At 33.1% G+C, this 25352-nt stretch carries 18 protein-coding genes; 5 read left to right on the forward strand and 13 right to left on the reverse strand.

Annotation, left to right across the window (positions count from 1 at the left end; translation table 11 throughout):
* Positions 1–32: 32 nt before the first annotated feature.
* The 6 genes from LB941_RS06775 to LB941_RS06800 form a co-directional block, all read right to left on the reverse strand.
* On the reverse strand, positions 33–335 hold the full coding sequence (locus LB941_RS06775; protein ID WP_253360565.1) for a PTS sugar transporter subunit IIB: 303 nt from the start codon (positions 333–335) through the stop codon (positions 33–35).
* Between the two features lie 20 nt (positions 336–355).
* Positions 356–2440, reverse strand: coding sequence for a BglG family transcription antiterminator (locus tag LB941_RS06780; protein ID WP_253360566.1), 2085 nt, complete (start codon positions 2438–2440; stop codon positions 356–358).
* 261 nt (positions 2441–2701) lie between these two features.
* Positions 2702–3625, reverse strand: coding sequence for an ROK family protein (locus tag LB941_RS06785; protein WP_253360567.1), 924 nt, complete (start codon positions 3623–3625; stop codon positions 2702–2704).
* Between the two features lie 18 nt (positions 3626–3643).
* Positions 3644–5188: a DUF5060 domain-containing protein gene (locus LB941_RS06790; protein WP_253360569.1), complete on the reverse strand. Its 1545-nt coding sequence runs from the start codon at positions 5186–5188 to the stop codon at positions 3644–3646.
* Between the two features lie 156 nt (positions 5189–5344).
* Positions 5345–6790, reverse strand: coding sequence for an L-fucose/L-arabinose isomerase family protein (locus LB941_RS06795; RefSeq protein WP_253360571.1), 1446 nt, complete (start codon positions 6788–6790; stop codon positions 5345–5347).
* A gap of 118 nt (positions 6791–6908) precedes the next feature.
* Positions 6909–7931, reverse strand: coding sequence for a LacI family DNA-binding transcriptional regulator (locus LB941_RS06800; protein WP_253360573.1), 1023 nt, complete (start codon positions 7929–7931; stop codon positions 6909–6911).
* Between the two features lie 149 nt (positions 7932–8080).
* Between LB941_RS06800 and LB941_RS06805 the strand changes: the two genes are divergently transcribed.
* The 3 genes from LB941_RS06805 to LB941_RS06815 are packed head-to-tail and all read left to right on the forward strand — an operon-like array spanning position 8081 to position 11322.
* On the forward strand, positions 8081–8911 hold the full coding sequence (locus LB941_RS06805) for a transketolase (RefSeq protein ID WP_253360575.1): 831 nt from the start codon (positions 8081–8083) through the stop codon (positions 8909–8911).
* Entirely contained in the window at positions 8904–9851 is a 948-nt protein-coding gene (locus LB941_RS06810; protein WP_253360577.1) for a transketolase family protein, read from the forward strand. Before LB941_RS06805 ends, LB941_RS06810 begins: the two co-directional genes overlap by 8 nt.
* A 4-nt stretch (positions 9852–9855) precedes the next feature.
* Positions 9856–11322 (forward strand): FGGY-family carbohydrate kinase, encoded by a 1467-nt coding sequence (locus LB941_RS06815; protein ID WP_253360579.1) that lies wholly within the window; start codon positions 9856–9858, stop codon positions 11320–11322.
* 123 nt (positions 11323–11445) lie between these two features.
* Here LB941_RS06815 and LB941_RS06820 read toward each other — a convergent pair whose 3' ends face one another.
* From LB941_RS06820 to LB941_RS06840, 5 genes are all read right to left on the reverse strand, one after another.
* The gene (locus LB941_RS06820; RefSeq protein ID WP_253360581.1) at positions 11446–12267 is read right to left on the reverse strand and encodes a TraX family protein; all 822 of its coding nucleotides are present in this window, start codon (positions 12265–12267) and stop codon (positions 11446–11448) included.
* Positions 12268–12408: 141 nt separating this feature from the next.
* Positions 12409–14373, reverse strand: coding sequence for a fructose-1,6-bisphosphatase (locus LB941_RS06825; protein ID WP_425270522.1), 1965 nt, complete (start codon positions 14371–14373; stop codon positions 12409–12411).
* Between the two features lie 287 nt (positions 14374–14660).
* The gene (locus LB941_RS06830; protein ID WP_253360583.1) at positions 14661–15911 is read right to left on the reverse strand and encodes an MFS transporter; all 1251 of its coding nucleotides are present in this window, start codon (positions 15909–15911) and stop codon (positions 14661–14663) included.
* Between the two features lie 415 nt (positions 15912–16326).
* Positions 16327–17484, reverse strand: coding sequence for an ROK family transcriptional regulator (locus tag LB941_RS06835; protein WP_253360585.1), 1158 nt, complete (start codon positions 17482–17484; stop codon positions 16327–16329).
* Between the two features lie 27 nt (positions 17485–17511).
* Positions 17512–18924, reverse strand: a complete 1413-nt coding sequence (locus tag LB941_RS06840) for an MFS transporter (RefSeq protein ID WP_253360587.1) — start codon at positions 18922–18924, stop codon at positions 17512–17514.
* A gap of 271 nt (positions 18925–19195) precedes the next feature.
* Here LB941_RS06840 and yicI point away from each other — a divergent pair, with 271 nt between their 5' ends.
* Positions 19196–21475, forward strand: coding sequence for an alpha-xylosidase (yicI, locus tag LB941_RS06845; RefSeq protein WP_253360589.1), 2280 nt, complete (start codon positions 19196–19198; stop codon positions 21473–21475).
* Between the two features lie 121 nt (positions 21476–21596).
* Here the strand turns inward: yicI and LB941_RS06850 are convergent, their stop codons facing one another.
* Both LB941_RS06850 and asnB read right to left on the reverse strand, forming a co-directional pair.
* Positions 21597–22121: a hypothetical protein gene (locus LB941_RS06850; protein ID WP_253360591.1), complete on the reverse strand. Its 525-nt coding sequence runs from the start codon at positions 22119–22121 to the stop codon at positions 21597–21599.
* Positions 22122–22293: 172 nt separating this feature from the next.
* Positions 22294–24165: an asparagine synthase (glutamine-hydrolyzing) gene (gene asnB, locus LB941_RS06855; RefSeq protein ID WP_253360593.1), complete on the reverse strand. Its 1872-nt coding sequence runs from the start codon at positions 24163–24165 to the stop codon at positions 22294–22296.
* A 428-nt stretch (positions 24166–24593) separates the two neighbouring features.
* On the opposite strand from asnB, the gene LB941_RS06860 reads away from it, so the two are divergent.
* Positions 24594–25244, forward strand: a complete 651-nt coding sequence (locus tag LB941_RS06860; RefSeq protein WP_253360595.1) for an MIP/aquaporin family protein — start codon at positions 24594–24596, stop codon at positions 25242–25244.
* The last annotated feature ends 108 nt before the right edge of the window (positions 25245–25352 follow it).

A 25352-nucleotide genomic window follows, 5' to 3' on the forward strand; every position in this document is an offset into this window, starting at 1 on the left:
GTCGTCTTACCTCCAGACCAAATTATTGATTTTTATTCTGACAATTTTCTAATAACTGGGACAAGTTTTTCCTTAATTTCTTCTTTACTAACAATATTGTGTAAGAACACAAACTGTATCCCTGGATCCATTTCAAATTTTTCAAATTGCATTTTAAAGTTCTCCGCTGAAACAATGATATCTGTTTTTAAACCCGGTGCTGATGATATAGATTCATGCTCCATATTTGCTTCAAGTTTTTCATCATTTAATACATCTTCTGCTACCATCTGGCATGCTAAAGAGCTACCTAATCCATTACCACAAATAAAATAAATCTTCAATTTCTTGTTCATTTTAAAGTCATCTCCTTAAATTAACTAGGATCAAATAATACTTTACGAAATTCATTAATATCAGAAATACCGATTAATTTTTCAACTTTGTCTTGATTATTAATCAACTGAACAATAGTTTTCATCACATTCAAATGTGAATAATTATCAACTGCAGCTAAGCAAAATATTATTTTAACAGGATCATTTTCAGAATTACCAAAATTAATTGGATGTGCTAATGTCATTATTGATACGCCAAGTTTTTTTGCACCATCTTCTGGCCTTGCATGCGCTAATGCAATTGATGGTCCTATAACTATATACGGGCCGTAATCTTCAACTGAGTCTATCATAGCCTTTATATATTCAGGTTTAATGTATCCTTCATCTAGCAAAGGTTGCGATGATTTCGTAATCGCATCTTTCCATCCATTAGCAGTTACCTTTAGCTGAATTTGATTGTTATTAATGATATCTTTTAACATCGGTTGAACCTCTCTCTCATTTATTTTTAACTTATTTTTTTCAAACACTCGCTGCAATTCAAAAATCAAATTATTATCAATATTGATATTGCTACTCTTAAGTGCAATTAATATGCTATTAAATAATCGTGTGGGCTCTAGATGTCTTTTTTCATGCTTTGCTAAATTAGAGTGCTTTTTCAAAAACTTAGTTGTTATTTGTATATCTTTAGTAGACAATATTGGACTTACTTTTAAACTTGGAAATCCCTCAACATCAACATCAACTGTTTTAAAAACCAATCCTATAGGTATCTTATTCAAAACATCTAATTCAGATATACTTAAAATCGCTAAAACATCAACGTTAAAATTTTCCTCAAGACTTGCTGCCAATAAACGTCCTGTTGCTAATCCGTAGTTACATATAACTGCAATTCTGTATTTGTAAACTTGTTCTTGACGAATCTCTACCTGAGCAGTTGAAAAATAGATAGCAAGATATCCAATTTCATCATCAGAAAGAATCATTTTATATTTCTGATTCTTTTTATCAAAAAAATGTTTAACTGCATCAAAGATTTGAGGATAGCTTTGCATAATTGTTTTTTTTAATGGATTATATGCATTTATATTCCTATTTTGTCGTCTAATTAATGCTGAAATATGCTTATATACTCGTTCAAATAGACTTTCACTCTTTGAAAATGGAAATTCCAATTTTTCTTCCATCCATTCGATTAACGCTAAACATATAATTTGAGATTTTGCCCAATTCTCCAGTTCAGAAGTCTCACTAGAATCAAAACTGCTTATTACAAAGGCAAGGTAACTCATCTCTGATTTACTAACAAGTTTCAAATTAAAATGTTCTATCACTAGATTCACGAATTTTAATTGATGTGTATTAAGTTCGCTTACATCGGTATCTCTATCAACGCTATGACCATTCTGTATACGAGAAACCCAAACCATTGTTAAAACAATTGCTTGTTGCTGATAATTATCATTTTCTCCTAGATGGGAATCGTAGAAAACATCTTGTAAAATCTTTTTTAAATAGATAATATCGTTTATATCAAAAATTTTTCTTGCTTCTTTTACTAAAATTACCGGCCATTTAAATCCATCAAGAACTAGATCTAAAATATTTGGCTGTCGAGTAAACATATCAGTAAACATCATTCGAATTGCACGTTCACTACCTCGTACATTCACACCATTTGTGTGACTAGTCACAATTTGTAATCCATATGACTGCACTAATTTTCTCAAATCACGCATATCATTATCCATCGTACTTTTACTAATCTGCATTTTTTCTTGTAAGTCAATTAAAAATACCGGCTTTTTAGCAACCATAAATTCCATCAATAGAAATACAATTCTTTGTTTGGGGGGCAAATATAAATCATCTTGTTCATTTTCATCTACAATATGAATAATATTTTTTATTTTTTTTGATGGGAATGGGTTATAAATTATACCTTTACTAATAAATATCTGATCAAATTTTTTGCTGGCCAGCAATTCATTAAGTTGCCTAATATCATTACGAATAGTTTTGGTAGTTACTCCTAGTTGATTCGCTAAATCTTTCAGTTTCAATTCATTCCACTCACTTGTCAATTCCAATACCCGAATTAACTTATCGCGCATTTTTATCACCCCCACGTCTATATATTATGCGAACGCTTACTTTTTTGAAAGTGTTGATTCTTTCACACGCTTTGGGAAATTACATGCTACTTTTCTCTCACTTTATAAAATATATATTATCTGTCACTACTCAGGTTTTTATATTTCATAAAAAAAATACAGATTCAAAGTAATTTTATACATCGCATAATACATGCTTTGTATATTACCTTGAACCTGTTTTTTAATTATATAGTGTATTTTAATCTATATCTTTTCCAATTAACTATATATTTTTTCTTCGTCTACTTTTAATAGCAATCCATATAAGGCACCATAAAGATTTGCTTCATTTTCAAATTTTGCCTTTACAATCTCTGGCTTTTTCAAAGTTTTATCAACTAAACTATTATTACTTAAATATAATTCGTACTGCCTATTAATTTCTCTTGTCACAATAGGTTGTGCACTTATTCCACCACCTAGTACATAACGTCGTAAATCAACAACCGTTTGAACATTTAATATAAGCAATGCCACTTTTCTACAATATTCTTCAAAAATACCCTTTGCTACTACATTTCCATTTTTTATTAATTCAAAGGCTTTTCTTCCATCCTTTTTATTTGCTAAACTTAGCGCAGTTGCTATATCTTCAATCATTCCTACTGCCGAACAATTCATTCCGACCATACCTTTAAATCCAGTTGCAGTAATATCATTTAACATAAAGCTTAGCTCACCTGCTTGAAAATTAGTTCCTTGCAATAATCTATTATTAACGACAATTCCACCGCCAACACCAGTTCCTAATACAATTGCAGCTCCGTTATCAATATTTTTTAAATTTCCAAGCCACATTTCTGCCATAGCAGCTGCCTTTCCATCATTCACAACTGATACCATTAACTTTGGATGTTTTTTATTAACTACATCTTTTAGACAAATACCATCTAAAAAAGGTAACGACCCACCTAAATAAACTATACCTTTACTTACATCAACTTTTCCCGGTACACTAAATGCAACACCTCTGATTCTACCTAAATATTTTTCGATTATTTTATATACTACATCTAAAAAAATATCTAAATCTTCTGTAGGAGTTGTTGTTTCTCCGTGTTCTATTATTTTGCCAGCAGCATTTAATAGACCATACTTGATGTTTGTTCCTCCAACATCAATACTCAAGTATTCTTTAGCCAATATTATTCACCTCATAAATTAATTATCTTCTGTTAAGATTAGTACATTAAATTCATTTCTTGGTAAATACGTTACTTCGTTCGCCGTAACTTTTTGATTTAACTTAGATTCTGTCATATCCCAAGCATTAATTAATTGAGCTGAATATTTTTTCTCTTTTGGTAAAAAATCTAAAATTTCAAACTCTGGTTGATTCTCTCCAAAATATACTATAAATTTCTTCAAATCAGGTGTTGATCCTGCTGCCAATTCCCAATGAGGTCCTTCTGTAGCTTGTGCAACTATATATGAAAAGCCATTTTTATCTAAGATATCTTTGAAATAATTAATTCGTTTTTGACTATCTCCATATAATTTTCCACCATGTGCCCACCATATAGGTCGTTTTGTGTTTGGTTTATCAATATAGGTTTCCCCGTGAGTAGCTCCACCACCACGTAGGATAATTCTCCAAAAGAAGTCCATCATTCCTTTAGCTGTGTTATCTCCCCAACCAAATTCAATATTTCCTTCATATCTACATTCATCTATTATTACAGGCTTACGATATTCACTAACCCATTTAGGAACATTAAAAACATTATCATTTTGTACGCTTAAATGCGTAATCCATGGTTTACTATAGTCATACCAATTCTTTGTATTATCTTTATGCTGAGGCGGATCATACCAATTATGAATCGATAGCAAATGTCCAGATGGATCTTCATCTTGAACTAGTTTTCCAATACTATCCCACTCATCTAGCCTGATTTGTCCACACAAATCCATCAAATCATATTCATTTGCTAAAGACCACCAAACATTTTTAAAACTTGCAAGTCTAGCAACTAAATACTGAATATATAGTTTGTTATATTTTTTGCCCATTCTTGCAAATCCCCAATGGTCATAGGGATGAAAAATTATTAAATCCGCCTCAATCCCTAAGTTATCTAACTCATCTATATAGCGTTCTAAATTTTTAAAATACTCAGGAATGAATCTGCTAAAATCAAAACCTATATCTTCAGAAGATACCATCCAGTCATCAAAATCAAAGGTATCTGCTGTTTTCTTAGGTCCCCCTTCATAAGGGTATAGTTCAGGTTCTTCAGTATTATAACTATAATTTTTAGGAAAAACCGTCATCCTAATTTTGTTAAATTTATTTTGTTTCAATGTAGCTAGGGTTTCTTGTCGTATGTTTTCCGGCTGAACAGTCCATGCATATGCAGTCGTACCAAATGGAATATATCCTTTACCATCCGCGTAACTAAAATGCGTTTTTCCACTAACAACAACTGGACCATGATTTTCTTTATTAGCCTCCGTACATTCAAATATATCAGTTTTTTCATTCAGTTCTGCAACATTTGATCTTGTCTTTACTTCCCACATACCTTCTTTTTGAGGCATATACCTAACTTTATATTTGCCCTTACCATCATAAAAGCCCTTTACACTTATTTTTGTACCATTATTTACAAATTCTGCTATTAAAGACACTTCTGTATAAGGGTTTCCATCCACCGGACCATCTAAGGTCATTTCATAGCGTTTCCATTTTTCAACTTTTTGCATCTCTATCTGTCTTCCTTTCTGATAATTTTTAAGATTCATTTTTCTATTTCATTACGTTTCTCCTAAAATATCAGTGTTCTTAATAGATTACTAAATCCAATAACATATATTATTAATAAAAAATAAAGAACTTATAAAATTTTGCTGCTTAATTAATCAAATATCGGTATTCAATATCGTATTTATATCACCGCGAAGATATGCCGCCACGTCTTCTTCAATAGGATCATAGTAATCTACTTGCACATTAAGGTATTTGCAAGCCTCTGCTAATACTGGCACAACATCATCTTTAACCGCAGCAATGTGATGAATATATGGTCCATACACTAGCTTTGCTTCAAATCGGTTAAGATTTTTAAACTCTAGCCATGTGTATACTCCTTGTTCAAATGGCCCTTCACACGTTTTAGCATTTCCCAGAAGCATTGAATATTCACCATTATCTCCATCAAAACGACACAAGGTATAATTTCCTGGTTGCGATTCAAATGCAATAGACCCAGGATAATCAAATACAAAATGTGATGGCGGTAATACTGGTTTACTCTTGGCTGTTGAGAATGGATAAACACCTAAATGTTGGAGTAACTCTCCATTATTGTTTGTAGGATGGCGACAGTTTACATCTGCAAAAATAGCTTTGTGCTCATCTAAAGTTGCCGCTTCAATTAATAATTCTGAAATCACCCCATGAATATCCGTTTCACATGTAACAGGGTACCCTTCATCTTGCAGTAATGCTTCTGATGCATACGGTAAAATACCTATTTCATCTTGAAGTTCAGTCCAGCACTGGATGGCACCTGAATTACAACCATACTCTAGCATTTTACGTTTCAAAGCTACTTTCAAAGCTGCTACCATTTCTAAATCTTTATCTGCAATTTGAATATCCGCAATTTCATGTAAATATTCTTTTGTTTGACTAATTTCCTGATCCTTTGTAGCTATTAACTCATGGATAAGCTGCGTTAATTCACCTAAGGGAATTGGTGATAACGAAATATTGAATCTTTCCAGTAATTCCCCTTCATTCACCATTGTTGACCAAAAATCAAATGGCCGTGGTCCAACTTGTAAAATCCGTGTATTTTTAAATGTTTTTACTACATTACATACTTTGATAAAATCAATAATTCCTTGCTTAAAAGCAGGATCATCTAAATCACAGTTCTTAATATATGTAAATGGTATCTGGAAACGTCGCAAAACTTTTCCAATGGCAAATAAACCACATTGTGTGTCTCGCAACCGTGATCCATCAGGTGCTGGAGCTTCATCTTTTGGTCCCCATAATAAAACAGGCACATCTAATTTTTTTGCCAAACGAGCACATTCATACTCTGTCCCAAAATTTTCATTAGCTAAAAATAAACCATCAATTTTAGCTGCTTTAAACTTTGCTGCAATTTTTTCCATCCCTATATCATCATAGAGTAATCCATCCTCATTAATATCTTTAATATCAACATAATTAATGTCCAACTCATCTAGTTTAGCGCGTGTATAGTCTGCATATTCAATAGCAGCATCTGCTGAAAAAATGTTCCGTCGCGTTGGTGCAAAACCCAATTTAACTTTTTTTAGTAAAGTTGTCATTATAAAAATTCCTCCTTAGCAAATTTTGTATTCGCTTTCTTTACATTTATAAATTAACACAAGGAATTTATGTAAACAATACAATTCTACTAAAATAGAACTAGAATAAAATCTAAATCTAGAGTGAACTTCTTTCTACTACACATGTTGCCACTAAACATTTTTGTGGTTGCCACTTTTTAGGCCAGGCAACCTTCGTTTTCAATTGATGTAAGGCTTGATTGACAATTTGATCAATTGGAACATGGATTGTTGTTAACTCTGGCATTACTAATGTTCCTCCGTAAATATCATCAAATCCCATAATTGCAACTTTTTCAGGTATCTTAATTCCATGATTAGTACATTCCTTTATTAATCTAATCGCTATATAGTCATCTTCACAAAATAAAGCTTCCGGCAACTTATCTTTTAACATCTCTGGCAATTCATCTTTATCTGGAGTTAATTTAGTTGGTGATATTGTATAAAAATGTTCTGGTGCAACATCCATCCCCACCTCAAACAACGCTTGATAAAAACCTCTTCTTCGTTCTTGAAAATTAGAAATCCATTTATTTGATGCTACATATCCAATATTTTTATAGCCTTTACTTAATATTAATTTAGCCGCACTGTGCGCCCCCTGATAGTTATCCATTGTTACAAAATCGGCAGATATTTCAGGAAAATACGTATCTACGAAAACAACATCTGGAAGCTTTGTTTGAATTATTCCAATATCTTTAGCATGTAAATCCGTTCCTAATACAATTGTTGGTAAAACTTTCCCGTCTTCTACTAATTTGTTAATTCCACTTTCTATTTCACTTATATCAATTGTTTCAATTTGCAAGCTACCACCAAAGTTACTCACACTTATTGATATTGAAGATACCAATCGATCAAAAAAAGGAAGTGAACGATAATTAGAATTTACCAACCCATCTTTATTACTAATTACTAATAAACAAATCTTGGATAATTGATGTGAATTTCCATTTTTGCTCTTTCTTAATGGCTTATACCCTTCCTTATTAATTATTTTAAATATTTTTTCACGTGTCGCCTGACTAATTCCTTCTTTTCCATTCAAAGCCAATGACACTGCAGATCTTGATACATTGGCCATCTTTGCTATATCATCCATTTTTAAACTCATATTATCTTCCTCCTGCATCTCAATCCTAACTAGAATAAAACTAAACTAAAATATAATTCTAGTAAAATTATTGTATATCCTTATGTTAGATGATAACATACTTTTCAGAAAGCATTTACATTTATTTAAAAAACGAAAGGAGTTTTCTAATGAATACTATAGAACTTCAAAAAAAGGCACTAACAATTCGTGAGGCAGTTTGGGAACTAATCTATTCAGCTAAAACAGGACATACAGGCTCTGATTTTTCCTGTATTGATATTCTGACAGCTCTGTATTTTGACGTTTTACAACAAACACCTGATACTTTTGGAAAACCCGAAACTGACACTTATATCCAAAGTAAAGGACATGCTGTTGAAGCATTGTATGAAACACTTGCTCTTCGCGGTTATTTTCCAAAAACTGATTTGAACAATTTTTCAGGCTTTAAAACCCACTATATTGGTCATCCCACTAATGACATTCATGGAATTGAAATGAATACAGGATCTTTAGGTCACGGTCTCGGTCTTGGTGTTGGTGTTGCTTTAGCTGCTAAAATGGATAAGTTAACTAAAAAGACTTTTGTTTTAATGGGTGATGGTGAGCAAGCCGAAGGCTCAATTTGGGAAGCTGCTATGGCTGCTGGAAATTATCATTTGGATAATTTAATTGGAATTATTGACCATAACAAATTACAAATTTCTGGTAGCACAACATCTGTTATGAATTCTGAATCTTTAGCTTCCAAATATACAGCTTTTGGTTGGGATGTTATTGAAATAAATGGTAACGATATGACAGATTTACTAGATGCACTACATCAAGATAATCTAACTTCCAAACCCCGTCTAATATTAGCTAATACTATCAAAGGAAAAGGTATCAGTTTTATGGAAAATCAAGCTAACTGGCATCATAAAGTTCCTTCTGAAAGCCAATATCTAGAAGGATTAAACGAATTAAAGGCTCAAAAGGAGGCACTTGAAAATGACTAATTCCATTGAATCTAAAACTGCTAATGAAGTAATTTGTGCTACTCTAAGTGATGCTGTTAAAACTACACCTGATCTTGTTGTTTTAACCAGTGATTCACGCGGTTCTGCTGGTATGACTTCTTTTATAAGTGATAATCCTGCAAATTCTATTGAAACTGGGATTGCTGAACAAAATTTAGTAACCGTCGCCGCTGGACTTGCGCATGCACATAAACGTCCCTTTGTTTTTTCACCTGCAGCTTTTCTGACAATGCGCAGTGTTGAACAAGTCAAAGTTGACGTTGCTTATTCTAAAACAAATGTTAAACTTATCGGAATTAGTGGCGGTAATAGTTACAGCAATTTAGGTACCACTCACCACTCTTTGCAAGATTTAGCTATAACCTGTGCAATTCCTAACCTAGAAGTCTACACCCCTGCTGATCAATTTGAAACGCGTGCTTTATTAAATTATTTAATCCATTCTAAGAAACCTGCCTATGTTCGTGTTGGCAAACGTAAACTGGATAACTGTTATCCAAAGGACTGGTCTACATTTGTTCCTGGTAAAGCAAACATCTTGCGTAATGGAGCTGATATTTGTCTTATCAGTGCAGGTGAAACACTTTTTCCGACCCTTCAAGCTGCTTCTATCCTTGCTACTAAAGGAATTGAAGCGACTGTTGTTGATTTAGTTTCAATTAAACCTTTAGATACTGAGTTACTGCATAAATTAGCACAAAAGTTCAATTTAATTCTAAGTGTCGAAGAACATTCTATTATCAATGGCATTGGTGCACAAATTGCTACAATTATTGCACAACATGCACACGCTAAATTAAAAATATTAGGTTTTCCAGATGAACCAGCTATTTCTGGAACACAAGATGAAGTTTTTGCTTACTACGGTTTAGATGCTGAAAGTATTGCTCAAAAAGCTATTTTATCTCTAAAAGGGTGATTTTATGAAAAGCTATACACTTGCAATCGACCAAAGTACTCAGGGTACTAAAATTATTTTGTTAGACTCAAATAACTGTCCTGTTTACAAAGCTATCAAAAAGCATACTCAAATTGTTAATAAGCAAGGCTGGATTAGTCATAATTTAGTGGAAATTCAAACTAATATTCATGATTTAGTTCAAGATTTATTAAAAAAGTACCCAGATGTTAATCTTAAAAATATTGCTTTAACTAATCAACGTGAAACAGCTGCTGCTTGGCAAAAATCAACAGGAAAACCTCTTTGTCATGCTATTGTTTGGCAGTGCAATAGAGCAAAGACGATTATAGCTAAATTAGATTCTCCTGATTTAAAAAAATATGTCAAAAAAACAAGTGGACTTGAATTATCCCCTTATTTTTCAGCAGCTAAATTTGCTTGGTTCTTACAAAATGAAACTGCTGTTAAAAAAGCTATGCAACAGCAAGATTTATGCTTAGGAACTATAGATAGTTGGCTTCTTTTTACATTAACTAGTGGAAAGTCCTTCAAAACAGAGCCTTCTAATGCTTGTCGGACACAATTAATGAATATTGCTCAGCTAACTTGGGATACAAAACTTTGTTCTTATTTCAAGATACCTCGCTTTGCATTAGCAGAAATTACTGATTCCAATTCCTTGTTTGGAGAAACTGATTTTTGGGGTCTTCTTTCGCATAAGGTACCTATTACAAGCATTCTAGGCGATTCTCAAGCCGCTTTATTTGCTCAAAACTGCTTTACTAAAGGTTCTTTTAAAGTTACTTTTGGGACAGGCTCTTCTGTCATGCTTAATATCGGAGATAAACTTCCTAATGTACTAGATGACAAACTAAATACTTCAATTGCTTGGAAACGCTCAGGAAAAGTTAACTATGTTGTCGAAGGCAATATCAACTATGCTGGCGCTATTATTAGTTGGTTACAAAATGAGCTACAAATTATCAACTCTGCATCCGATACTGAGCAATTAGCTTTTAGTGCCAATAAAGATGATAAAACTGTACTTATTCCAGCTTTTAGTGGTTTAGGTGCACCTTACTGGAAACCTAATTTAAAAGCAGCCTTTGTTGGTATGTCACGAACAACGACTAAAAAGGAAATTGTTCGTGCTGCTCTAAATTCGATTGCTTTTCAAATCAACGATATCTTACATGAGTTTAAAAAAATCTGTCCTCAATTGGAATCTGAAATCCATGTTGATGGTGGTATGGTAAATAATCGTTACTTAATGCAGTTTTTAAGCGATATTAGTAATCGAAAAATTGATATTTCTGCTATTTCAGAACTTAGTGCCTTAGGAACTACTCTTAATAGCAGCTCTCAATTACCTGTTTGTCAAACATATACTTCAACATATGTACCTTGTATGTCTCAAATTGAGCGCACAAATATTATTAATAATTGGAATTATTGGATTAGCTCATTTAGTAAAAATTTTAATAGCTAGACCATAAGATCCATTTGTTTGTATAAGATAAAAACTAAAATATTTATTAACAATAAAATGAACTTGCCGCTTTTAATAACTACTAAAAGCGGCAAGTTCATTTTATTGTTTAAATTTAGTTAGCTATTTTATACCTAATAGACTAGCTAAAATATAGAGAAACCAAATGTGGCCTGGATAGAACACGTAGAAAAATGATTTCATGCTTCTGCCACGTTGCCCATTATAGAAAATAATTGGAATTATTGCTAGAATCATCATCCATTGTGTATTAACTGTAAATAAATTGTTAAATTGATTTCCTGAAGTATATCCAGTGTACAAAAATGCCGTAATAGCAATGAAGATACATTGCAACATCCGGTTATCTTTTGCTAAATATAAAAATACAGCTAGATAACAAAAGAATGAGTTTTCAGCAGTTACTGTTGCTGGATATATAAATCCCGCAGCAAGTCCTGATATTTGTATTATACCTGGAACTTGAAGTGCATATTGAATATATATTGACATTAGAATTGGACTAACTAATAGTATAGTTCCTATTAGACCGTCTTTAAAGCTATGCTTGCTAAATGCTGTCTTTACTTTTTCTATTCCATACATTGCTGAAACACCAATAAATAAATCTGCAAATATATTATTCATCAGCGAAACATTACTTACACTAAAGAATTGCTGAATTATTGCATCACCAATACCCATAATCCAAAAACCGATTAATAAACGCCATAAATACTTCTTTTTATTCCTTGTATGTGTAAACCCCTCCACACTAACGAAGAAAAAAATAGTTGCTACTGGTCTACCAAACCAATCAAACCAAAAAGGTACCCCTGCACCAGAAAATATTTCATGCACATGGTCTAAAACCATTAATATTAAGCCAATAACTTTCAAATCAAAAGTTGTCATCTTTTTATGCTTATCTAAAAAAGCTGTCATCTTAATAATATCCCCCTTAATTTTAAGATAGGACACATTATACTATATATTATTAAAATTAAACAAGTCTTTAAACTGTTTTATTATTTTATCATGATATTACTTTATCTAATTTTATGAACCCTCTCACAGATTATTTTCCTAATCCTTTTGCTTCTCAAGTAGTGCTCGCAATAATACAACATTTTTTTGTAAATGCTTGCCGATATCTGTGTCTGCTACTAGTTTACGGTTTAATTCATTATTGACAACTCTTGTTGTAGAAATAATATCTTGTCCATTTTTTATAGAATCTTCTTTAGATGTAAATGGATGATGTGCCACTAATTGTAAACCATATGAATTATACAATAATGTATAACCTCCAAAACCAGTAGTTGGTTGATATGCCTTAGAATAACCGCCATCAATAACTAACATCTTTCCATTTGCTTGAATAGCGTCATGGCCTCTTTTAACAGGAGTATGTCCATTGATTACATGTCCATTATGATCCAAGCCAAATTCTTCGAGTAATTTATCACAAAATGCTTCATTCTTACGTAATGCAAAGTATGGATTTCTTTTTTCTTCATGCGTTTTTTTATCTTTAATAAAATAACGTTCAAATGTAGTCATTTCTTGTTTGCCAAACAATGGTGAAACTGGTCCTTGCCATAGATACCATACAATATCTGCAGGATGTTCGTCTTCACAAAAAGGAGTAGTATATGCTTTTCTAACTTGGTTTTCGAAGAAATCTAGTAATTCTTTGCCTGCATACTTTTTGCCTGCATAGGTAAATGCCAAGAAATTCCCCTTAACATCAACTGGTAAACAACCATGAACCAATAAATTTCCGTTATAACATAAATACATACTGCCCTTTTCCATCAAAAAGTCAAGGTGATGTCGCAGTGCTTTTGAATTAATGAATGATTGCGTTAAACCACTTAAAATTTGTTTTTCTTCTATCGTCAAACTATATGGATCTTGCGGATCAATCGTTTTAAAACAAGTATTATCTAATAAATATACTTTTCCATGTAACTGAATCGATTTCTTTTGATAATCAATTTTTCCTAATAGTGCTTGCTCATCCATTTTAAAATCTGGTTCCCGTGCAATAACTTGCCCTTCTAACTTGAATTGCATAACTGCAACAGCTTGTTGGATTTGCGTTAATTGTAGTTGTTCTCCTTGAAAATTATACGTATCACCTTTGACTAACTTAGGTGTAAAAGCTGGATTTTCTGTATAATTCTCCTCTGCAAATTTCGATAAATGCCGCAAACTGATACCATATGCATCTTCTACAATTGCTAAATTATTGTAGCGTGCACAAATTCGCAATAAATTTAACATACACAATTGTGAACCAGCTGCTGCGCCAATCCATAACATATCATGATTTCCCCATTGAATATCAACAGAATGATAATTCATTAATTTATCCATAATCATGTCTGGATGTTCCCCACGATCATAAATATCACCAATAACATGTAAGTGGTCAACAACTAAACGCTGAATAGTGTAACAAGTTGCAATGATAAATTCATCTGTTACACCCATTGTTACTAAGTTTTTCATTAATTGATCAACATAGTTTCTTTTATCCAATTCATGCGGATCAGTATAGAGTAATTCTTCTGTTATGTATACAAAATTCGGGTCCATTGCTTTTCTAACTTTTGAACGCGTATACTTAGTTGCCACAACTTGTAAAAGCTCCAACAAATGCGAAATTGTATCTAAATACCATTGTTGCAAATCTTCGTTATTTTTTAACTGCTTTTTTTGATAATCCAACTTATCTTCTGGATAATAGATTAATATTGCAAAATCTTGTAAATTTTTTTCCGTTAGTCGTCCTTCAAAGGTTTCTTTAATCTTTTGTTTCACATTACCCGATCCATTACGTAAAATATGGTCAAATGCACCATATTCTCCATGTAAATCACTAACAAAGTGCTCTGTTCCTTTAGGTAGATGTAAAATTGCCTCAAGGTTCATTATTTCTGTGATCACTGCTTCTTTGGTTGGAAATTTTTCCGCTAATAGACTCTGCGTGTATGCCACATAATCATTATTATCGTCTTTTATACGACTTCTAGTCATCACCATCTGTAAACCCCCATTGTTAAAAAAACTCCCTTTATTATATTCCTTAATTTAAGTGTTTTCAATAGGTAAAAATAAGCAATTGAGCATAATTAATTATATAAATATCATTGAAATTAGTTTAACTCGTGAAAACGGCTATTATCTATAGATAAATTAACATCGTAAATCGAATTATCAAAAACTTGTATTATCTGAATTACAGGGCTAATAGTTACATTGGAAAATAAAAAAAGTCTTGAACTTTTGTCCCAGACTTCTCTATGTTTCATTACTATTATATTTCTTAGTTATATCTCGTTAACAGGTTCATTTTCTTTTAAGCGTATCAAGAAGTACGCTCCTAAAATGAAAAGTAAAGCTAAACTAGCAATTCCAAACTGTGATTTTCCAGTCATCTGTGTTGTAACAGAAAACAGTAATGGCCCTAAAACCGCTGAAAACTTCCCAAAAATATTATAAAATCCAAAGAATTCATTTGCTTGTTCTCTAGGAATTATTCTAGCAAAATAAGAACGGCTTAATGCCTGTATCCCACCTTGTGAGGAGCCTACTAAAATTCCTAAAATCCAAAAATCTAATACTGTTTTCATAAAAATAGCGTAAAAACAAATCATTATATATACAAAAATAGCTATAAGAATCATCTTTTTTGTACCAAATTTCTGTGCTAATTTACCATATATAATAGTACATGGAAAAGCTATAATATTTAAAATCAACAAAATCAATAATAGATTACTTGTTTTAATTCCCATATCAACACCAAAAGCAGTAGCCATCGTTATAATGGTATCTACTCCATCAATAAAGAAGAAATAAGCTACCATAAATCCTAGTACTCTTTTGTACTGCTGTATTTTCTTTACTGTTTTTACTATTCTTTTTAAACTATTCTGTATTGGATTTTGAACAGCATCTATTCCATAGTGTTGTTTTACATTTCTTAACATCGGAATTGAAAAAAGGAGCCACCAGATTGTTGTCAATAAAAATGATAGTCGTATTGCTAAAACTGAATTTAACATTCCAAAGCCAGAAGTTGTTATCAATAACATAACTACAACAAATAAAGTTGCACTTCCAATATAACCTATTCCAAAACCATATGAAGATACCATATCATTACGTTTATTATCTGTTATGTCTGTAATGAATGCATCATAAAAAAGATTAGCCGCCTGATAACCAATATGCGATAAAGTATATACAATCAATAATATCTCCCATTGATTTTGCGGGATGAATGCTAACATTCCTGTCATAATTACTCCTATTAACACCGAGTAATTAAAAAAACGCTTTTTGTTTCCCATATAATCAGCAAGTGTTCCTAATAAAGGAGCTAAAACCGAAATAATAAAAGTTGAAAATGAACTTACATATCCCCAATATACAGTTGTTGTTTGTTCAGAAAGTCCACCATTACCAGCAACATACTTGAAATACACAGGTAAGATAGCCGTTACAATAATCAACGAATAAGCTGAATTAGCACAATCGTACAACATCCAACTTTTTTCTTCTTTGGTAAAGTTCAATAGCCTCATCCTTTCTTATCCTTAATTCAATTCTACAGATAAAAAAGAAGTTTTTGTTTTTATTATGTAAAGCTCTTGTCTTTTTTTCGTAAAAACAGCTGTTATTTTTATGACAAAATATAGTTTTGAATTCAAATCGAGAATCTTCTCTTAAAATACCTTATTAGATAAAAAAGATATAGATATAGCCATCTAAAAAATATCGCACCAAAACTTTCCATTAAATAATATATAGATAACTATGTTAAAAAGGCAATAGTAGAATATAGACACCTTTTAACTTTAAACATTGGTATTTATGTTTTCACGCTTATAAGTAACGCAATAAGTCCAAATAATACCAAAGGCTCTAGTATTATTTAGACTTGTTAGTAGAATTATATTAATTCATATTATTACATAAGTTCTCACCTAATTAGTGGTGGAAAATCAATCTAGCACCTTCCATGTGCAATACACGATGAATTGCCTGCGATGCTCCACCAAGCAACGTTGCATAGGTTACATCCTTTGACATAACCAATGGTGGCACTAGTGGCATAAATCCTAGCTTCATTTGAATATTCTTCAAAATCTCTGGCAGTTTATCAATCAAAGGAGCATTGAAAAAAATCATTTGTGGATCATAGAGAGCTATCAAATTATTTACAATTACAGCTAGATGATAACAAAAATCTTCAATTAATCCAGTAATAGCCTCATCTTGACTATTATAATCGGCGACTAGCTGATCTAGTGCATAATTCGGATTATTTTTAAGTTTAGTGGCTTTATAAAGCAATGCTTTTTGTGACCACTCTGAATCAAAGTTTGGAAGTTTGGACAACCGACGTTTTTTGGCTCTTTCATCTTGGACAATAACTCGACCAATTTCCCCTGCTTGACCATAGTTACCGGTATACAACTGTGTATTGATAATAATACCAGCCCCTATTCCATCATGAATACTAACAGTAACAATATTTTGAAGCTCTTGTTTACTAAAATCCTGTTCAAAAATAGCAGCTAAATTAGCTTCATTTTCAACAATAACCGGAACATTATACTTGTTTTGAAAATGACCGACTAAATCAAAGTCATCAATATCGACAAAGGGCGATGTTACGACCTCTCCTTGATATACCATACCAAAGATTGCAATAGAAATAGCTTGCAGTCCAAATTCAGTTTCAAAGTTTGGCAGCTGTACAATCATTTCCTCCATTTTACTAACTATTTCAGAAATAGACTGACTATTAATAGATGTGGTGTTGTAATCCAATGAGCGTCCATCCAATTTAGTTACTAACATTTCTAGCATCATACCATTTAAACTAAAATTAATCACATATCCATATGCAGAATTATATTCAATTAACTCTGGTTTCCGACCACTAGTACTTGAAGACTTAGCTTCGCCTAAACTATAAACCAACTTTCGATCAGCAAATGAACCCACAATATCTGAAACAGAAACTTTATTTAACCCTAGCTTCTTTGAAATCTCATTTCGCGAAATTGGACCATAGTTCACAATAGCTTGAAGTACCGAGCGTTCGTTATAGTCACGCATCACATCTTTATTAATAATCATGTTCCTTGTACACTCACTTTCCACGGTTTATTGCTCAGCATTTTCCTTTGTATGCTTTATTGCAAGATCGCTTTGCATCTTTTTTTCAATCCTATCAACATGATAGAACAAAAGTGAAATTCCTGAAAGTGCAAATCCAAAAAGTGGTACCCAAATATAGTTTAATTCAATTCCATGAAGAGCAGCACTAGTTTGTGCATGATTGGCGATATAGCCTGTTTCCGTCAGAATCCAACCTGTAATAACACCACCAAAACCCATTCCTAGCTTAGCAGAAAAGCTTGAGAATGACGTCACTATTCCTTCAGCACGAACTCCATTTTTCCATTCACCATAGTCAACAGCATCAGCTAACATAACAGCAATTAGCCCTGAAACATACCCTGTACCCATATAGCCGACAATAGTAGCACCCACAATAATTGGTACATTAAGGGAACTAGCTCCCCAACTCAATAATAGTTGACCAACACAAGCAAGAATCATCCCACCAAGCATAGTATTTCGCTTTCCAATATGTCTAGAAGTCCACGGAGTCAAGACAACAGCAATTAATGAAACAAATTGCAAACTTAGAATAAATGATGATAGCGTTGCATCATGCATATTATACTTGAAGAAATAAACCGTCACTTGAGACCGTGTTTGCATTCCTAACCAATAAATAAAATTAATGAATATAATAATAGCCCATGGCCAATTTCTCTTTAAAGCTTTAAAAGATTCCTTAATTGGAATAGATTGGCGAGAACTCTTGGTTTGAACTCGTTCGTTAGTATTTTTAAAAACTATTGCAAAAATAATCACAACAATAATACCAACAATTAGCGCCCAAATAAACCAACCACGTTTGCTAGTAGTTGAACCATTACCAAAAAATGCAACCATACTCAATGTGATCCCAGTAATAATAGCAGCACCAGCAGTGCCCATAAATTGCCGAATTGTTGAAAGAGTAACCCTTTCTTGAGGATTACTTGTTAATGATGGCAAAATTGACGTAATTGGAATGTTAACTGCCGAATACAATACATCAACACCAATATAAGTGATGTAAGCCCAAATTAGTTTACCCGTCAAACTTAAATTTGGCGTAGTAAAGACCAAAACACAAAAAACAGCAAACGGAATCGAAAACCATAACCAATATGGTCTGCTCTTTCCCCACTTAGTATGGGTATGATCAATCATTATTCCCCAAAATGGTCCATCGACAGCATCAAAAAAGCGAGCAACAAAAAATAAAGTCCCAACTGCAGCAGCACTGATACCAAATGTATCCGTATAAAAAATCATTAGGTACGTTCCTATCATCTGAAAGGATAGATTACAAGCAAAATCACTTAAACTATAAGAAAAGCGTTCTTTCCATGGCACCTGATTCTGTTGTTCAGGTGTTATAGCTTTAACATGCTCGTTATGTGAATCATTTTCATTCATAAAAAAACACCTCTCGCTTAAAATATTATGATCATTAATTAGTTCAACTTCCTATCGTCCATTTTATGGTAAGCGCTTTCTTTTGTCAACGAGAATTGTTTATTTATACAACCAACTTTTGAAATGTTTAAATAAGTGGATTTCGCCTGCCTTTTTGAGCAAAAAAATAACTGTGTAATGAAATAGTTGACAAAACAAACTAACCGTCTTACACTATTTGTGATAATTAATTAATTCAATTTCCTAATATTATTAACCCGAGGTGTTTTTTATGAAATTTACTGATGGCTATTGGCTCAACCAACCTCAATTCGAGATTCAATCACCAAAAGAGGTTTTCGATTATCGTAAATCAAACGATAAATTAGTCCTTTATGCACCGTTTAAATATGTCAACGAACGGGGCGATGAATTAAATCTTGGAATGTCAACAATTGAACTAACGTCTCCTCTTGAAGGCGTCATTGGTGTTAAACTTATTCACTTTGATCAAAATGCTAAAACTCCTTCGTATGAATTAGAAAATGAACATCCAAAAATTGAAATTACTACAAACGATAACTCTCTTTCCTTTAAGTCAGGAGATTTAACAGCCAAGGTACCATTCAAATCACATTTTGAACTTAATTTTTTGCATAAAAATAAAGAAATTACCAAGTCCATGGAAAACGCTGAAGGTGTTATCTATGATAAGTCAACTGGTAAACATTATATGCGTGAACAATTGTCTATGGGTGTTGATGAATTAATCTACGGATTAGGTGAACGCTTCACTGCATTCGTAAAGAACGGACAGACTGTTGATATCATTAATAAAGATGGTGGAACGGGCAGTGAACAGGCCTACAAAAATATACCTTTCTACCTTAGTAGCGAAGGTTATGGGGTCTTTGTTAATCAACCTGAAACAGTCTCTTTTGAAATCGCTTCCGAAAACGTTGATAGAACTCAATTCAGCGTTGAAGGTGAAAGTCTTCAATACTTTATTATTGATGGACCAACTCCTAAAGATGTCCTAAATAAATATACTCGTTTAACTGGCCCTGTAGCCCTTCCACCAGCATGGTCGTTTGGGCTTTGGCTTTCAACCTCATTTACTACTAATTATAGCGAAGAAACTGTCCTGAAGTTTATTGATGGCATGCACGAGCGTAAAATACCGTTAGATGTCTTTCACTTTGATTGCTTCTGGCAAAAAGGCTTTGAATGGTGTACTCTGCTCTGGGATAAAGAACAATTCCCCGACCCTAAAGGATTAATCAAAAAAATTCACAACCGTGGTATCAAAGTCTGCGTATGGATTAATCCATACATCGCCCAAAAATCACAGCTATTTAAAGAAGGCCAAGAAAAAGGTTACTTCATTAAAAGAAAAGACGGTAATATTTGGCAATGGGATCTCTGGCAAGCTGGCAATGGTTTTGTCGATTTTACTAATCCAGATGCTGTTAAGTGGTATCAAGCTAAATTAAAAGCCCTTCTTGACATGGGGGTTGATTGCTTCAAAACGGATTTTGGTGAACGCATCCCTGTTGATGATGCTGTTTTCTATGATGGCTCTGATCCAAAACGTGAACATAATTATTACACATATCAGTATAATCAAAGCGTTTTTGATTTGATTAAACAAGAAAAAGGTGACCAACAAGCAACCGTTTTTGCTCGTTCTGCAACTGTTGGCTCACAAAAATTCCCAGTTCATTGGGGAGGCGACTGCCTATCACGTTATAAATCAATGGCTGACTCTCTTCGTGGAGGCCTTTCATTCTTACTATCTGGTTTTGGTTTCTGGGCTCACGACATCAGTGGATTTGAGGAACAAGCAACTCCAGATCTATATAAACGTTGGACTCAATTTGGGTTACTATCTTCTCATTCCCGTTACCATGGTAGTGGACAATATAAGGTACCTTGGGTCTTTGATGAAGAAGCTGTAGCTAATACAAAGAAATTCGTTGACTTAAAGCTTTCTTTGATGCCATACCTATTTAATGAAGCCGTGAACACTCATGAAACTGGAACACCATTAATGCGTCCTATCTTTTTAGAATATACTAACGATCGCAATACCTACTACCTTGAACGTGAGTACATGCTTGGTAGTAAACTACTAGTTGCTCCAATTTTTAACGCTGAAGGTTCTGTGAAATATTATTTACCAGCTGGCAAGTGGACCAATATTCTCACTGAAAAAACCTACGATGTGGCAAATGGCGAATGGTTTAGTGAAATTTACGATAATCTTACCTTGCCACTCTTAGCGCGCGAAAATAGTATTATCCTACGAAATCCAAACGCAGAGCATGCTGAATATGATTACTCAAACGCTCCTGATATCCACTTATATGAATTTACAGACAGCTCTAAGGAAACTACTCGGATCGTTAACGAAAAGGGTAAGCCTGTCGGTCACGTTACTGCTACACGTAATGGCAATACTATTGCTTTATCCACTAAGGGTTTAAACGGGACTTCAAAAGTTTATGTCCACAATAATGGTCAGGTTAAATCATTCACTCTTTCCAGTGCATCATCTGTACTATCTCTTTAATTTTTATAAAGTTGTATTTAACCAGTAAAAAGCTCCTCTAAATTGGATTCAATTTCCATTTAGAGGAGCTTTTACTATAGCTATGAACTGTTCTGCTTCTTATTAAACTCTTTTCTGTTCTTTAGATAGAAAAATATGAAAAGATTGCTGGTATCATAGAATATGCTGTTACAATACCCGCAAGGGCAATAACAATCCCAACACTACAGCTTAAACCGCGTAATTTTAACACATTTAAATGCTGCTTAAAATCTTTTTCTTTATCGATTCCAAGTAATTCAGCGCGTTTTTTTATGTTTTCATCTTTACGGTAATATACCACCAATGCTGCAAATGCTACAGCATAGAAGAATACTTCCATTAGAACTTGACTAATTGAAGAAACTCCCAAGAAAAATGTTATAATAACAATCGCTAAAACAGCACCTAATACAACCAATGTTAATTTGGTAAAGGATTTGTCAGCTTCCTTTAACTTACGAAATTCGTTAACATCCTCTGAAGTTAAACCCTTATATGCATCTGTTTGCTTAAAAGCTTGAACCATCTTTTTGAAAAAATGGAGCGCAATAAGTGCAACTGCAATCAAAACAACGTATATGAATAAGACATTCGCATAGTTTAAGGCGAGATATGAAATAATCACATTAATAACCTCCCTATTTTCTTACAGTAATTAACTATACCACAAGAAACCCTTTATCACATCTAATTCAAAGTTAATTATTTAATTAGTTGGTTTTTAATCATTAAATATTCGCAAAAAATTCATTAAACTTCAAAGACGTAGCCTATGTCTAAATGTAGAATACGTCTTTTTACATACTAACTGAATCTAGCAATTCAGTATTTTCAACATAAATTTTATGCCACATCATAAATGAGATTGCTGTCCATAATTTACGTGAATAATCTTTCTTTTTACTACGATGACAATCTAGCAGTTTCAAAAAATACGCTTTATTCAAATATTCATCTGTCTTTGATTCTAAAATAATATTTTTAGCCCAATCATAAAGTTCATCGCGAAGCCAAAAACGTAATGGAACTGGAAAACCTAATTTTTTTCGAAATAAAACATGATCTGGAACTATTCCTCTTACAGCCTGGCGCAAGATATGCTTAGTAGTATGATGAATAATACGCAAATCTGCTGGTATTTCACTAGCCACAGCAAAAACTTCCTTATCAAGAAAAGGTGTGCGAAGTTCCAAACTATGTGCCAACGTTGTTCGATCAGCATTATGCAGCAAATCCCCATTTAACCACTGATTCATATCTACAAACTGCATCTGTGTTATTGGATCACAATCTTTTGCTTGTTGATAGTATGGAGCTGTAACTTTCTTAAATTCATTATTTGAATCATAACATTTTAAAAAGCACTGCTTTTCTTGTTCATCAAAGATAAATGCATTCCCGACGTACCTATCCTCTAGAGGCGTTGTCCCACGTAATAAAAAACCACGTCCTTTGATTCCTTCTGGCATAATTTTTGCCAAAGCATTTAAAATTCCATTGATTTTTTTTGTATGATTAAACACTTCTAATGATTTTGGCTCGTGATAAATCGCATATCCACCAAATAATTCATCTGCACCTTCTCCTGTCAAAGCAACTTTTACTTGTTTATGAGCTTCTTTAGCAACAAAATACTGAGGCACCGCTGCTGGATCTGCCAAAGGATCATCCATATTCCAAATAAAATGCGGAAAAGCCTCAACAAAGCTTTTAGGAGTTATAATCGAACTGAAATTTTCCACACCTAATCTTGCAGCTGTTTCTTTAGCAACATCTATTTCGTTGTAACCACTGCGCTCAAAGCCAACTGAAAAAGTCTTAATATTAGCATTAATTTGACTAGCTAATGCGACAACAATCGATGAATCAATACCACCTGATAAAAAAGAACCCACAGGAACATCGGCACGCATATGTTTTGAAACTGAATCAATTAAAACGTTACGTACTTTTTTAATGTACTCAGCTTCGGGACGAATAATCGGTGTAAATTGCGGAGTAAAATATCGCTTTACAACAGCTTTCTTTCCATATTCTTTAATCAAATAGGACCCCGGCAACAACATCTGTATTTCCTTTGTCAAAGTTTTAGGTTCTGGCACAAATTGAAAAGTCATATAATCTTGCAATGTTTGCTCGTCAAAATGCTTATTTTCTAAAACTTTGTAAATAGCTTTTCCCTCAGATGCATAATAAAATTTATCCTCTTGTTCTGCATAATATAGCGGCTTAATTCCAAAATGATCTCTAGCCGCAAACATTGTCCTTGTTTCCTTATCCCAAATAACAAAAGCAAACATCCCTCGTAGATGTTCAACACACTTTTCCTTATACTTAGCATACAATGCTAAAATAACTTCAGAATCCGAATCAGTTTCAAATGCATAGCCTTCTTGCTTTAATCTATTACGTATTTCAATATAGTTATAAATTTCACCATTAAAAGTCATCCAATAACGTTCTTTTGCATACGAAAGAGGTTGATGACCACCTGCAAGATCTATAATACTCAATCTTCTGAATCCCATTGTTATATCTTCATCTTCAAAATAACCAGAATCATCGGGACCTCGATGAACAATCATCGCATTCATTTTCTTTACAAGTTCCTGATCGTTACAGATGCTTGTATTCGGCGTTGCTGTAAGACAACCGACAAAACCACACATATTTTATTCCCCTTCTTAATAAATACTCCTTAGCTAACAACAAAAACAAGTTAATAATATATTAACAATCGCCCCTTGCTAATATAGCTGTAGCAGTATTCAAAATTCCCTGAATCTACAGTAGTTACAGTTCTATATTATTTTCTTGTATCAAAACTTGTTGGAATTATATCACATAAATTTAAACAAATTACAAACACATTTCAAATTTTTTAATGCCCTTAAGAATTTCTAAAGATATTATTTTTTAAGACTAAATACATTATCTTTATTTAATCATTCAATAATATATAAATCTTCTTTGTTAAATGAATTTTCCAACCACCTTGCTATATGGCGCTTACGTAAAGACATATTACTTTACACAAAATATATATTTTTATATACTTTTAGTGGGATAGGATTGAATTATGAAAAGAGGAGAAAATATGAGAAAGTATTTTGCAGAATTTATTGGCACTTTTGTCTTAGTTTTTGTTGGAACCGGAACAGTTGTGGTTGGTAAAGGTGACTTGTTGGCCATTGCTCTTGCGTTTGGTCTTGCCGTTACTGTTATGGCATTTGCCGTTGGTGGTATCTCAGGTGGCCATTTTAATCCAGGTGTTACGGTTGCTATGGTTATCAATAAACGTCTTGATATTAAAGACGGAATTTTTTATATTGTTGCACAAGCATTAGGTTCAATTGTCGCTTCAGCTATTTTATCAATTTATATTCATGCACTGAACCTTACTAAAAATGGCTTTGGGCAAACAGACTTTACAAAGTTAACTGCTATGCAAGCTTTTGGTATTGAAACATTAGCAACCTTTATTTTTGTTTTAGTTATTCTAATGGTTACAAGCAATAAGTATGGCAATGCCGACTTAGCTCCTATTGCTATCGGGGTAACACTTTCCTTAATGATTATGGTTTTACTTAACTTAACGGGCGCCTCATTAAATGCTGCTCGTAGTTTAGGCCCCGCTTTATTCGCTGGTGGTTCAGGTCTAGCGCATTATTGGGTATACTTAATTGCACCAACTTTAGGAGCAGCCATTGCCGCCTTTGCTGGTCGTTTATTGGGTAGTGAAGAATAATATTTTTTTATTCTTATCCAATTCGCTAAAATATTAATAGCAAAACAGCACCTTCAAGCTTGAAATGATTTGGCTTGAAAGTGCTGTTTTATTTTGGAATTAATTGTG

It is taken from the genome of Ligilactobacillus ubinensis (assembly GCF_024160875.1).
GTDB lineage: Bacteria > Bacillota > Bacilli > Lactobacillales > Lactobacillaceae > Ligilactobacillus > Ligilactobacillus ubinensis.